This is a genomic window from Amycolatopsis sp. NPDC006131, assembly GCF_040614175.1.
GTDB classification, from domain to species: domain Bacteria; phylum Actinomycetota; class Actinomycetes; order Mycobacteriales; family Pseudonocardiaceae; genus Amycolatopsis_E; species Amycolatopsis_E tucumanensis.
Genome location: NZ_JBEXTX010000007.1, coordinates 59,187 through 71,515 on the forward strand (window position 1 = coordinate 59,187; position 12,329 = coordinate 71,515).

The window sequence follows — 12,329 nt, forward strand, 5'->3', positions numbered from 1 at the left end:
GCTGCGGGGGCCTGCCGCTGCGGCCGCCTGCTACTGCGGCCGCCTTCGGCGGGGTCGCCTGCCGCCGCAGCAGGGGGCCCGTTGCGCTGTGCTGGGCGCGAGCTGAGCCCGAGCAGCAGTGGCCCCCGGCCTGCTGCCGCTGTGGGGTGCGGCGAGCCCCTGCGGGCCGCCTGCCGCGGCAGGGCGCCGATCCTGCCGGTGCCCAAGCAAAGCGCCCCGGGTCAGAACTCCGTCGGCCGCAGCAATGCGTCCGATCCGCCGTCGATCATCAGCTGCGCTCCGTGGATGTAGCCCGCCCCCGGGCCGAGCAGGTAGCGGATCAGCGAGGCGATCTCCTCCGGCCGCCCCCGGCGCGGGATCGGCGCCTGGTAGTTCCGGATCGCGTCCCCGAAGCGGGATGCCAGGCCAGCCTGCAGCAGCGGGGTGTCCACCGCCCCGGGCGCCACCGTGTTCAGCCGCACGCCCGCCGCGCCCCACTGCGCAACCCGTTGCCGCACCGCGACCGTCAGCGCGTTCTTCGACCACGAGTACGCCAAGTGTCCCGCGAACTCGCCGGCCTCCGCCAGCGCGGCCGCCTCCTCGCCGCGCGCGATCGGGTTGTCCGCCCACTTCACCATCGTCGAGGCCGACGACGACACCGCCACCGCCGCGCCGCGCAGCGCCGGGAACAACCCGTCCAGCACCTCGACCGCGCCCCGGTAGTTGACCTCGACGATCCGCAGCGGATCCGGCACGTGCGGCCGAGCCCGGCGCACACCACGAGCCCGTCCAACGCAGGCGCCGCCGCGAGCACCCCGTCCACCGCCGCCCGCCGGCCGTCCGCAGTGGACAGATCCGCGCACACCTCCGCGTCCCGCAGGTCGACGCCGACCACCGAGTGCCCGTCCGCCCGCAACGCCGCCACCACGGCCGCCCCGATCCCCGAAGCGGACCCGGTCACGGCGATCACGTCAGCACACATCGCGTCCCCCGGTAGATCGTCGGCATGCAGCGGTTGCAGTGCACGCACAGCGAACGCGCCCCGGACCGCAAGCGCAGCGGCAGGTCCGGCTCACGCAGCAACGCCCGCGCCATCGCCACGAACTGGAACCCCTCGTCCATCGCCCGCTCCATCGTCTCCAGCCGCGTGATCCCGCCCAGCAGGATCAACGGCAGGTCCACCGCCGCGCGGAACTGGCGCGCCCGGTCCAGCAGGTAGGCCTCCTGGAACGGGTAGCTCTTCAGGAACGCCCCGCCCACGGCCCGGATGCCGAGGCGCACCGGCTGCGGGAACGCGGCCGCGAACTCCCGCACCGGCGCGTCCCCGGTGAACAGGTACATCGGGTTCAGCAGCGAACTCCCCGCGGTCAGCTCCAGCGCGTCGACGGTCCCGTCCGCCTCCAGCCACCGCGCGACCTGCACGCTCTCATCCAGCCAGAACCCGCCCGGCACACCGTCGTCCATGTTCAGCTTCGCCGTCACGGCGATGCGCGACCCGACCTCGTCCCGCACCGCCCGCGCGACCTCCAGCGCCAGCCGCGCCCGGTTCGCCAGCGACCCGCCGTAGTCGTCGCGGCGCCGGTTCAACCGCGGGCTGAGGAACGAGCTCACCAGGTAGTTGTGTCCGAAGTGGATTTCCACCGCGTCGAACCCGGCCTCGACCGCGAACCGGGCAGCCGACGCGTGCGCACGCACGACGCGCGCCAGATCGTCCACAGTGGCCGCTCGCGTCATCCGCATTCCCAGCGGGTTGGGGAACCGGCCGGGCGCCAGCGCCGGCAGCCGGTTCGACGCCGCGTTCGCGACCGGTCCCGCGTGCCCGATCTGCGCGCTCACCGCCGCGCCCTCCGCGTGCACGGCCTCGGTGAGCCGCCGCAGCCCGGGCAGCGCCTCCTCGCGCATCCAGATCTGGTGCCGGTCGGTGCGCCCCTCCGGCGACACCGCGCAGTAGGCCACCGTCGTCATCCCCACCCCGCCGCGTGCCGGCCGCCGGTGGAACTCGATCAGCCGGTCGGTGACCAGGGCGTCCGGGGTCGCGCCCTCGAACGTGGCCGCCTTGATGATCCGGTTGCGCAGCTCGACCGGCCCGAGCCGCGCGGGCGCGAAGACGTCGGTCATGACCCCGCCAATCCCGCCGCGACGAACGCCCGCAGCGTCTCCACCGGCACCTCGCCGGGCATCCCGTCGGCGAAGAACTGCAGCACCAGGCCGAACGCGAGCAGCCACCGCTGCGCCGCCTCCGCCTTCGCCAGCTCCGGCCGCGCGTCCCGGAGCAGCTCGATCCACGGACCGAGCCCGAACCACCGCGACGTCCACGCCGGCTCCCGCCTGCCCAGCACGAACCGCGCCAGCAGCCGCAGCCGCAGCGCTCCGACGGGGTCCGCGGCCAGCTCGGCCAGCGGGGTGACGACCAGGTCCACCAGTTCGGGCACCGTCGGCGTCCAGCCGCCGCGCCGCCGCTCGGTGACCTCGTCCAGCCGCCGCTGCCACACCGGTGCGAGCCGGGCCTCCAGCAGCGCGGCGATGAGCGCGTCCTTTGACCCGAAGTGGTAGTGCACCGCGGCCGGGTTCATGCCGGCCGCGCTGTTGATCGCCCGCACGGACACCGCGTCGTAGCCGGATTCGAGCAGCAGTCGTTCGGCGACGGTCAGCAGTCGCTCACGGGTGGAGGCGTCGGTGCTCGGCACTCCTCCAGGGAAGCACGGATCCATCACCGAATCAATCACTGATTGACCGGCACAATGAGGACATGGCCGACGCGTTGCGCAGGTGGTCCGAGCAGCTGGCGGACTGGGCGATCCCCGAGCACATCCTGGCCGCGGCGCCCGAATCGCCCTGGGTCGTGCCGAAGCAGGTGTTCGCCCGCCGCGCCGACCGCCAGATAGCGGCGGCCGCGACGCCGACCCACCAGGCCGTGCTGGACGCGTTGCCCGGCACCGTGCTGGACGTCGGCGCGGGCGCCGGGGCCGCGAGCCTGCCGTGCGCGCGGTCGATCACACGGGTCACCGCCGTCGACACCAGCGCCGGGCTGCTCGCGGAGTTCCGGCGGCGGGCCGAGGCGCTGTCGCTGCCGCACCACACCGTCGAGGGGCGGTGGCCGGACGTCGACGTCGAGCCCGCCGACGTGGTGGTCTGCGCGCACGTCATCTACAACGCCCCCGACCTCGCGCCGTTCGCCGACGCGCTGACCGCCCACGCGCGCCGGAAGGTCGTCGTCGAACTGGCCGAGGCCCACCCGCTGACCACCCTCAATTCGCTGTGGCGGCACTTCCACGGCATCGAGCGCCCGGACGGTCCGACAGCCGACGACGCCGTCGCCGCGCTGCGGGAACTCGGCCTGGAGCCCGCGGTCGTGCGCTGGCACAAGCCGGCCAGGCCGGAGTACGCCCGGTTCGATGAGCTGGTCGACGTCACCCGGCGGCGGCTCTGCCTGCCCGCGGACCGGGCGGGTGAGGTCGCCGAGGCGCTGCGTGGTCTCGGTGTCGACGAGCGGACGCCGCCGGACCTGGGCTCCTCGGGTCGCGATGTGGTCACGCTCAGCTGGCCGGTTAGCCGGTCCGTGTGATTTCGACCTGCGCGAATCCACCCACCCGAGCACAATCGGCGTATGACTCACGCGCAGGGGGACGAGCCGGCCACCGGCACCCCACCCCAGCCGCCCGTGACGGAACCCGCGCCCGCGAAGCCGGTCAAGATCAAACGGACCCGCGTCAGCGGGACCTGGGTCGCGATCATCGTCGCCCTGATCATCCTGGTCTTCCTGCTGATCTTCATCCTGCAGAACCTGGACTCGACGACGGTGGCCTTCCTCGGGATGGAGGGCAGCCTGCCGCTGGCCGTGGCCATGCTGTTCTCCGCGATCGCCGGCGCCGTCCTGGTCGCCCTGGTCGGCGGCGCGCGCATCTTCCAGTTGCGCAAGGCGACCCGGAAGGCGAACAAGGCTCTCCGTTGACCCGGCCGTAACATCATCCTGGGAAACGGGGTGATGTGGTTGACCAGCGAGAACCTGCCGAGTTCGCCGGAGGGCGGCGACGAGAACCTGCTGCGCCGGGCGGGCCGGTTCGCCGGGTGGGCCGCACGCACCGGGTTCACGATCGGCAAGCGGCTGCCGCTGCCGGGCCTCGAACTGGCCGGTGAGGGGCTGCGGCAGGTCGAGCGGCAGGTCCTGACCGGGCTGCGCCGGCGTCTCGACGAGGTCGACGACCCGTACGTGGTCGCGCTCAGCGCGGCCGGCACGGAGCACGCCCCGAACGGCGCCGGTGAGCTGGTCCCCGCGCGCGAGCCGCTGCGCGCCGCGATGAAGGAGCTGCTGGACCGGTCCGTCGGCTTCGGCCGCGAGCAGGCCCGCGAGTACCTCTACGCCACGGTGCTGCGCCAGCTCACCCCCGACGAGGCCCGCATCATCGCCACGCTCGCCACCGGCGCGGCGTTCCCTGTGATCGACGTCACTGAGCGTGGGTTCGGCGGCGGCCGCACGATCTTGCGCAACGCCTCCACGGTCGGCAAGGCGGCCGGCGTGACGCTGGCCGACGAGGTGCCCGGCTACCTGACGCGGCTGGCCGGGTTCGGCCTGGTCGAGCTGGACGACGAGTCCGCCGAGCTGGAGTCGCAGTACGAGATCCTGGCGACCGAGGACCTGGTCCGGTCGGCCGCGAAATCCGCGCGCCGCGCGCGGCTGGTGCGCCGGACCGTGCGCCTTTCGCGCTTCGGCGTCCGGTTCTGGGCGGCATGCGATCCCGGCGAGTGGACTCGCGTCCTGTGAGCGCTGCCACTACCGTGTAACGCGCAGCGCCGGACGAGCGCTCTACGTGATAAGGCCCCACCCAGGTAAGGGGCTATAGCACACCTGGGTTCCGCAGCGCCAGCTTTCTGTTGTCATTCTCACGTGTGTTTCGTCGTTGTTGCAGGTAGCCAGGCTGTGCGCACGAGGATGCGCTGAACGACGGAAACAACTCTGTTAGGTTGTTTTGACATGTCCGGAAAGCACTTGATCGAAAATCCGACCAAGGCCGACGGGGCTGCGCTTTGGCGAATCGCACGCGATTCGCAGAAGCTCGATCTCAACTCGCCTTATGCATATCTGTTGTGGTGCCGCGATTTCGCCGAGACCTCGGTGGTGGCGCGGGTGGACGGTGACGCGGTCGGATTCGTGATCGCTTATCGCCGACCAACGGCGCCGGACACCGCGCTCGTCTGGCAGGTCGCCGTCGACGCGTCGCAACGCGGGCAGGGGCTGGCCGGAGCCCTGCTCGACAACCTGTTCACGCGGTTGGTGGCCGACGGGGTGCGTCACCTGGAGACCACCATCACGCCCGACAACAAAGCGTCCATCCGCCTGTTCACCTCCTTCGCGGAACGGTGGGGAGCGGAGCTGGAGCGCACCGAGCTGTTCGGCTCGGCCGACTTTCCGGACGACGGCACACGGCACGAGCCGGAAGACCTTTACCGAATCGGGCCGCTGCTCCCGAGATAACGGCGGAATTGGGCGAGGACGCCCGTGCGATTAGCTGTCGACAAGCACCAGTGAGGGGAAAACCCAAAGTGAGCATCTTCGAAAAGCTCGAATCCGAAGTGCGCAGCTACAGCCGGGGATGGCCGGTCGTGTTCGACCGCGCGCAGGGCAGCCGCCTCTACGCCGAGGACGGCCGCCCGTACCTCGACTACTTCGCCGGCGCCGGCGCGCTGAACTACGGGCACAACAACCCCGTGCTCAAGAAGGCGCTGATCGACTACATCGAGCGCGACGGCGTCACGCACGCGCTCGACATGTTCACCGTCGCCAAGCGCGACCTGCTCGAGACGCTCGACGAGAAGATCCTCAAGCCGCGCGAGCTGGACTACAAGGTCATCTTCCCCGGCCCCGGTGGCGCCAACGCCGTCGAAGCCGCGCTGAAGCTGGCCCGCAAGGTCACCGGCCGCGAGTCGGTCATCAACTTCACCAACGCCTTCCACGGCATGACCATCGGCGCGCTGTCGGTCACCGGCAACTCGATGAAGCGGCACGGCGCGGGCATCCCGCTGGTGCACGCCACGCCGATGCCCTACGACCAGTACTTCGACGGCGTCTACCCGGACTTCCTGTACTTCGAGCGGCTGCTCGAGGACTCCGGCAGCGGGCTCAACGAGCCGGCCGCGGTGATCGTCGAGACCGTGCAGGGCGAGGGCGGCATCAACGCGGCAGGCATCGAGTGGCTGCGCGGCCTGTCCGACCTGTGCAAGCGGCACGACATCCTGCTGATCGTCGACGACGTGCAGATGGGCTGCGGCCGCACCGGCCCGTTCTTCAGCTTCGAGGAAGCCGGCATCAAGCCGGACATGGTGTGCCTGTCCAAGTCGCTGTCCGGCTACGGCATCCCGATGGCGCTGACCCTGATCCGCCCCGACCTCGACGTCTGGGAGCCGGGTGAGCACAACGGCACCTTCCGCGGCATCAGCCCGGCGTTCGTCACCGCCGCCGAGGCCATGCGCACCTACTGGAGCGACGACGAGCTGGAGAAGTCCGTCCGCGCCAAGGGCGAGCGCATCGGCGCGGCGCTGCAGGGCCTCGTCGACGCCTACCCGGAAGCGGAGCTGACCGCGAAGGGCCGCGGCCTCGCCCGCGGTTTGGAGTTCCAGAACGGGGAACTCGCCGGTCGGGTCTGCGCTGCCGCGTTCGAACGCGGCCTGCTCATGGAGACCTCCGGGCCGGACAGCGAGGTGGTGAAGCTGCTGCCGCCGCTGACCCTCACGGACGCCGAGGTCGGCGAGGGGCTGGAGATCATCGACGCCTCCGTCAAGGCCGTGCTCGGTAAGTAGAGAAGAACGAGAAGGGGATAAGTTTTGATCGTCCGGACCCTCGACGAGATCACCGACACCGACGCCGACATCAAGACGCCGAACTGGCGCTCGAAGCGGATCATCCTGGCGAAGGAGAAGGTCGGCTTCTCGGTGCACGAGACCACGCTGTACGCGGGGACCGTCAACGACTTCTGGTACGCCAACCACATCGAGGCGGTCTTCGTCTACGAGGGCGAAGGCGAGATCACCAACAAGGCGACCGGCGAGACGTTCCAGCTCAAGCCGGGTTCCCTGTACCTCCTCAACGACCACGACAAGCACCAGGTCCGCCCGAAGACCGACATGAAGACCGTGTGCGTCTTCAACCCGCCGGTCACCGGCCGGGAGGTGCACGACGAGAACGGCGTGTACCCGCTCGTCGTCGAGGAGGACGAGGCGGACGAGAAGTCCGCCTGAGCCACCACGGAGCGAGGCCCCTACCGAAAGGCAACGCATAAAAGGAGGCGAACCGATTTGACGATCATGGAAACCGGTGTCGAGGACAGTTACCCGACCAGGGTTCCTGCCCCGGCCGAGCCCTTCGATCGCGTCGACCCCACTGTCTGGGGCAGTGAGGCCGACGGCCCGATCGATGCGGCGACACTCGCTTCGCACGACGCGAAGGGGTACCACATCGTCGAGGGCCTGCTCTCGCCCGCCGAAGTGCAGGGCTACTGGCAGGAGCTCGTCCGGCTCTCCAGCGATGAGCAGCTGAAGGCCGACGAGCGGGTCATCACCGAGAAGAAGACCGGCAGCGTGCGGTCCATCTTCGAGGTGCACAAGATCAGCGAGCTGATCGCCGAACTCGTGCGCGACCCGCGTGTCCTCGACCGCGCCCGGCAGATCCTCGGCTCCGAGGTGTACATCCACCAGAGCCGCGTGAACTACATGCCGGGTTTCAAGGGCACCGGGTTCTACTGGCACTCCGACTTCGAGACCTGGCACGCCGAGGACGGCATGCCGCGTCCGCGGGCGGTGAGCTGCTCGATCGCGCTGACCGACAACTACCCCTTCAACGGCGGCCTGATGGTCATGCCGGGCTCGCAGCGGACGTTCGTCCCGTGCGTCGGCGAGACCCCGGACGACTACTACAAGTCGTCGCTGAAGGAGCAGGAGATCGGCGTTCCCAGCGAGAACGACATCACCAAGCTCGCCGCGGAGTACGGGATCGACCAGTTCACCGGGCCGGCGGGCTCGGCGCTGTGGTTCGACTCCAACATCATGCACGGGTCCGGCAACAACATCACGCCGTACCCGCGCTCGAACATCTTCCTGGTGTTCAACAGCGTCGAGAACGCGCTCGTCGAGCCGTTCGCGGCGGCGAAGCCGCGGCCGACCTTCATCGGCAGCCGGGACTTCACGCCTGTGACGCGGTAGACACCGGAAGAAGTGCGGGTCGGGTGTAGCCGCTTCATCGCGCCCTGTTACAGTGCCGCCACTGCGAACGGCGGCAGCATGGGTCTTCCTTGCTCGGGGTGAATCCCGTGTGACGCCGGTAGCGATGGCGAGGCGCACCCGGCCCCGTCACTTGTTTCACCGAGTGCGGCCCCGCACCATCAGATCGGGACTGATGGTGCGGGGCCGTACTCGTTTCCTCCGGCGCGGCGCTCGGGGAGGGGCCTGTGCTCAAAGGTTTGCGCGTCCAGCTGCTCGGCCCGGTGCAGCTGTGCGCCGGTGACCGGCCGGTGCCGATCGGCGGTCCCGGTGTGCGCGGGCTGCTCGCGTTGCTGGCGCTCCAGCCGAACCGGATCGTCGCGCTCGACGACCTGATCGACGCGCTGTGGGACCACGACCCGCCGCCGACGGCGCGGACGATCGTGCACGGCAACGTCTCCCAGCTGCGGCGCGTGCTGCGGTCGGCCGGCACGCCGGAGGTCCGGATCGACACGGCCGCGCCCGGCTACCGGCTGAACGTCGACCCGCTGCTGGTCGACGTCCACCGCGCCCGCGCGTTGTTCGAGCGCGCCGAGGCCGCGCCGCTGGTGGAACGGGCTTCGCTGCTGCACGAGGCGTGGGCGTTGTGGCAGGGGCCGGAGCTGGGCGGGGTGCCGGACTCGGTGCGCGCGCCGGAACTGGCGGACCTGCGGATCGCGGTGCACGGCGCCCGGGTCGACGCCGACCTCGCGCTGGGACGACACGAAGAGCTGATCGCCGAGCTGACCACGATCGTCCGGGCGGAGCCGCGGCGTGAGCGGACGGTCGGGCAGCTGATGCGAGCGCTCTACCACTCGGGGCGCCGGGCGGACGCGCTCGAGGTGTACCGGGAGGCGGCGCGGGCGGCGTCGGAGAAGTTCGGCCTCGACCTCGGGCCCGACCTGCGGGCGCTGCACGAACACGTGCTGAACGACGACTTGGCGCCGGTCGTGTCGGCGATCGACGTGAGCCGGGTGGTGCCGCGGCAGCTGCCGCCCGCGGTGCCGCTGCTGGCCGGGCGGTCGGCGGACCTGGCCTGGCTGGACGAGGTGGCGCCGGTCGGCGTGATCACCGGGCCACCCGGGATCGGCAAGAGCGCGCTGGTCGTGTCGTGGGCGCACGGCGCGGTGCCGAGGTTCCCGGACGGCGTCCTGTTCGCCGCGTTGCGCGGGTTCGAGGCGCCGGTGCCGGCCGCGGAGGTGCTGGCGCAGTTCTTGCTCGGGCTCGGCGTGCCCGCGGACGAGGTGCCGGAGCCGGAGGGGGAGCGGCTCGCGTTGTACCGGTCGCTCACCGGTGGCCGGCGGATGCTGGTGGTACTGGACGACGCGCGGTCGGCCGAGCAGGTGCGGCCGTTGCTGCCGCCGGGGCCGGGGTCGGTCGCGGTGGTGACCTCGCGGGCGCGGCTGGACGGGCTGACCGTTTCGCACGGTGCGCGGGTGCGGTCGCTGGAGCCGCTGGCGCGGCGGGACTCGGTGCGGCTCATCGCCGACGTCGCGGGCGGGGCGTTCGAGGAGTACCACTCGCAGGTGGCGGGGTCGTGCGGGGACCTGCCGCTGGCGCTGCGGATCGCGGGCGCGCGGCTGGCGGCCGGTCCGGCGTGGACGGTGCCGGAGTTCGTGGCCGAGCTGGCGAGCGAGCGGACGCGGCTGGCCGCGCTGGACGTGGACGACGCCGGGGTGCGTGCGGCTCTGGACGTGTCGGTGCGGGGGCTGCCCGCCGAGGTGCGGGCGATGTTCCGGGCGCTGGGGGCGTTTCCCGGGCCCGCGGTCGGTCCGTTCGTGGCGGCGGCGTTGTGCGGGGTGCCGGTCGTGGAGGCGCGGCGACGGTTGCGGGTGCTGGCGGCCCACCACCTGCTGACCGAGAGCGCGCCGGAGGTGTTCACGCGGCACGACCTGGTGCGGTTGTACGCGCGCGAACTGGCTGGTTCGTCGAGTCCGCGGCCGGCGGTGCGCTACTACCAGGCGGCGGCTGACGCGGCGCGCCGCCGGTTGCTGCGGATCGTGGACCCGCTGGACTTCTCGTTCGTCGAGGTGCCGGTGCCCGCGTTGTCCGGTTTCGATGACGCGCTGGCGTGGTTCGTGGCCGAGTGGCCGAACCTCTTGGCCGTGCTGGAGGCCGCGGCGGCGGCCGGTCTGCACGAGGACGTGTGGCAGCTGGCGCGGGTGGCGCACACGTACCGGGTGGTGCGCCCGCTGTGGGACGAGTGGCGGCGGCTGGTGGCGCTGGGGATGGCGGCGGCCGAGGCGAGCGGGGATCGGCGGGCGCGGTTCTGGATGTTGATCTCGCGCTGCGCGATGTTCCTGACGTTCGACCTGGGGGCCGACGCGCTGGCGGACGCGTCCGCGGCGCTGGCGATCGCGGCGGACGAGGGGAGCCGCACGTGCGCGATGATCCACCTGGGGTGCGCGTTGAACAGCTGCGGTCGCCACGACGAGGCGGTGGAGTGCCTGACGAAGGCGGCCTCGGCGGCGGGCACGGACGAGCTGCGGGGCCAGGCGCTGGCGAACTGCGCGGAGGCGGAGAAGGCGCGGGGCTGGTACGCGGAGGCGATCGCGCACCAGCTGTCGTCGCTGGAGATCGACCGCCGCCTCGGTGACGACAGCTATGTGGTCGTGTCGCTCAACAACCTGGCCGAGTCGTACCTCGGCCTCGGCGACGACGGGGCGGCGTGGAAGCACGCGTCCGCCGCGGTCGAGTTGGCGTCGCTGCGGGGTTTCCTGCTGCAGGAGGCGGTCGGCCGGTTGACGCTGGGACGGCTCTCCCGCCGCGACGGCGACCTCGACGGCGCACGCCTGCAGGTCGGGCTGGCGGCGGAGCTGCACTCGCGGGTCAGCCCCCGGCCGCCCGCGGAGGTCCTCGCGGAGATGGTGGAGCTGGGGCTACCGGTGGACGCTGCGCGGGGTCACGAGGGGTGACGCTTTCGAGTACAAGGTGCCCCCGCACTTAGCGAATTCTTAGCGATGGATCTTGCGGAGGGCGTATGGTCCGGCTTGGCCGTCTGGCGCAGTGGGGGAGCGTCAGACGGCCGCCTTGGGTTTCGGCTGGTTGGTCCTGGTGGTTGCTCCGCTGGACGGCTGGAAGCGGTGAACGGTCCATTCATCGCCGCATGGTGGTTTCGGTGACGGGCATCTGGGTGCGGCGCGACCGCGCCGGACCGCGCCGGACCGCACTCAGCGGCAGCCGAGTCGCGCCGCGCGGTGGCTGGACCGAGCCGGGTCGCGCGGTGGCTGGACCGAGCCGGGTCGCGCGGTGGCTGGACCGAGCCGGGCCCGCCAGCCGGGCCGCGCTGAACGGCGGCACGCCGAACCGCGTCTAGCGGAGCCGCGTCGCACCGAGCAGCGTCGCACCGAGCAGCGTCCCGCGGAAGCGGGCAGTGCCGGACCGCGCCACACCGTCCTGGGCCGCGCCAGGCCGAGCCGCACCGGGGTGGGAAGTGCCGGGGCGGGCTGTGCCGCACTGCACCACGGCACACCGTGCTGGGTCGAGCCGCACCGCGGCGTGCCGCATCGGGGCGAGCTGCCCCGTGCCGCATCGAGTCGGGCCGTGCTGGACCGCGCCGCACCGCATCAAGGCCGTGCCGTGCCGAGCTGCCCCATGCCTGACCGAGCCGCGCCGTACCGCATCAAGGTCGTGTGCCTGACCGTGCCACGCCGCCGGTCGAGCCGCGCGGGGCCGCGTCACGCCGCCGGTCGAGCCGCGCCGGGCCGCGTCAGGCCGCCGGTCGAGCCGCGCCGGGCCGCGTCAGGCCGCCGGTCGAGCCGCGCCGGGCCGCGCGGGGTGTGGCGGACCCGGTGATCGGGTAGCCCACCCGCGTGACACCGCGCAACGAAGAGCCACTGGATCTGGGCGCCACCGAGATGTCGCCCGCCGAGGAGGACCGCGTCCGCGCCGAGCACGACCTCGACCGGCCGCGGGTGTTCGACGAGCGCAACGCGGTGGACGACCGCGCGGAGACGCGCTCGACCCTGCTGCCCGAAGAGGAACACGCCGGCAGCGCCGACCCGGAGGCGCAGGCACGGGAAGTCCTGCGCGACTCCGACCTGCGCACCGAGGTTCCCGAGTCGGCCCCGGACACCATGATCGAGCGGCGCCGCCCGGAAGAGACCGCCTGAGCGCCCCTT

13 protein-coding genes are annotated in these 12,329 nt (G+C 71.9%); 10 read left to right on the forward strand and 3 right to left on the reverse strand.

From position 1 onward, the window contains the following. Positions 1-221: 221 nt before the first annotated feature. The 3 genes from ABZ215_RS06600 to ABZ215_RS06610 form a co-directional block, all read right to left on the reverse strand. Positions 222-755 carry an SDR family oxidoreductase gene (locus tag ABZ215_RS06600; RefSeq protein ID WP_354948241.1) on the reverse strand — a complete coding sequence of 178 codons (534 nt, stop codon included), beginning with the start codon at positions 753-755 and terminating at the stop codon, positions 222-224. A gap of 190 nt (positions 756-945) precedes the next feature. Then, complete coding sequence (locus ABZ215_RS06605) at positions 946-2,097, reverse strand: NADH:flavin oxidoreductase (RefSeq protein ID WP_354948243.1); 1,152 nt, start codon at positions 2,095-2,097, stop codon at positions 946-948. Then, the gene (locus ABZ215_RS06610; RefSeq protein ID WP_237336457.1) at positions 2,094-2,666 is read right to left on the reverse strand and encodes a TetR/AcrR family transcriptional regulator; all 573 of its coding nucleotides are present in this window, start codon (positions 2,664-2,666) and stop codon (positions 2,094-2,096) included. Before ABZ215_RS06610 ends, ABZ215_RS06605 begins: the two co-directional genes overlap by 4 nt. 62 nt (positions 2,667-2,728) lie before the next feature. Here ABZ215_RS06610 and ABZ215_RS06615 point away from each other — a divergent pair, with 62 nt between their 5' ends. The 10 genes from ABZ215_RS06615 to ABZ215_RS06660 all read left to right on the forward strand — a co-directional run bounded on the left by ABZ215_RS06615 (position 2,729) and on the right by ABZ215_RS06660 (position 12,320). Beyond that, positions 2,729-3,544 carry a methyltransferase domain-containing protein gene (locus ABZ215_RS06615; protein ID WP_354948245.1) on the forward strand — a complete coding sequence of 272 codons (816 nt, stop codon included), beginning with the start codon at positions 2,729-2,731 and terminating at the stop codon, positions 3,542-3,544. A gap of 42 nt (positions 3,545-3,586) precedes the next feature. Continuing rightward, positions 3,587-3,931: a lipopolysaccharide assembly protein LapA domain-containing protein gene (locus ABZ215_RS06620; protein WP_027933766.1), complete on the forward strand. Its 345-nt coding sequence runs from the start codon at positions 3,587-3,589 to the stop codon at positions 3,929-3,931. 33 nt (positions 3,932-3,964) lie between these two features. Further along, positions 3,965-4,741, forward strand: coding sequence for an Abi-alpha family protein (locus tag ABZ215_RS06625; protein WP_020416995.1), 777 nt, complete (start codon positions 3,965-3,967; stop codon positions 4,739-4,741). A gap of 210 nt (positions 4,742-4,951) precedes the next feature. After that, a complete protein-coding gene (gene ectA / locus ABZ215_RS06630) occupies positions 4,952-5,452 on the forward strand; it encodes a diaminobutyrate acetyltransferase (protein WP_237336459.1) in 501 nt (166 codons plus the stop codon). Between the two features lie 68 nt (positions 5,453-5,520). Further along, positions 5,521-6,774: a diaminobutyrate--2-oxoglutarate transaminase gene (gene ectB / locus ABZ215_RS06635; protein WP_020416993.1), complete on the forward strand. Its 1,254-nt coding sequence runs from the start codon at positions 5,521-5,523 to the stop codon at positions 6,772-6,774. Between the two features lie 24 nt (positions 6,775-6,798). Then, positions 6,799-7,212 (forward strand): ectoine synthase, encoded by a 414-nt coding sequence (locus ABZ215_RS06640; protein ID WP_020416992.1) that lies wholly within the window; start codon positions 6,799-6,801, stop codon positions 7,210-7,212. A gap of 57 nt (positions 7,213-7,269) precedes the next feature. Next, entirely contained in the window at positions 7,270-8,172 is a 903-nt protein-coding gene (gene thpD, locus ABZ215_RS06645; RefSeq protein ID WP_020486749.1) for an ectoine hydroxylase, read from the forward strand. Positions 8,173-8,417: 245 nt separating this feature from the next. Continuing rightward, positions 8,418-11,123: a BTAD domain-containing putative transcriptional regulator gene (locus ABZ215_RS06650; protein WP_354948247.1), complete on the forward strand. Its 2,706-nt coding sequence runs from the start codon at positions 8,418-8,420 to the stop codon at positions 11,121-11,123. 203 nt (positions 11,124-11,326) lie between these two features. Beyond that, entirely contained in the window at positions 11,327-11,524 is a 198-nt protein-coding gene (locus tag ABZ215_RS06655; RefSeq protein ID WP_354948250.1) for a hypothetical protein, read from the forward strand. 496 nt (positions 11,525-12,020) lie between these two features. After that, a complete protein-coding gene (locus ABZ215_RS06660) occupies positions 12,021-12,320 on the forward strand; it encodes a hypothetical protein (protein ID WP_237337859.1) in 300 nt (99 codons plus the stop codon). Positions 12,321-12,329: the final 9 nt, after the last annotated feature.

Excerpts from the sequence above, each read along its gene's own strand:
- ABZ215_RS06605 (WP_354948243.1), bottom strand. The coding sequence starts at position 2,097 with ATGACCGACGTCTTCGCGCCCGCGCGGCTCGGGCCGGTCGAGCTGCGC.
- ABZ215_RS06615 (WP_354948245.1), top strand. The coding sequence starts at position 2,729 with ATGGCCGACGCGTTGCGCAGGTGGTCCGAGCAGCTGGCGGACTGGGCG.
- ABZ215_RS06620 (WP_027933766.1), top strand. The coding sequence starts at position 3,587 with ATGACTCACGCGCAGGGGGACGAGCCGGCCACCGGCACCCCACCCCAG.
- ABZ215_RS06625 (WP_020416995.1), top strand. The coding sequence starts at position 3,965 with ATGTGGTTGACCAGCGAGAACCTGCCGAGTTCGCCGGAGGGCGGCGAC.
- ectA (WP_237336459.1), top strand. The coding sequence starts at position 4,952 with ATGTCCGGAAAGCACTTGATCGAAAATCCGACCAAGGCCGACGGGGCT.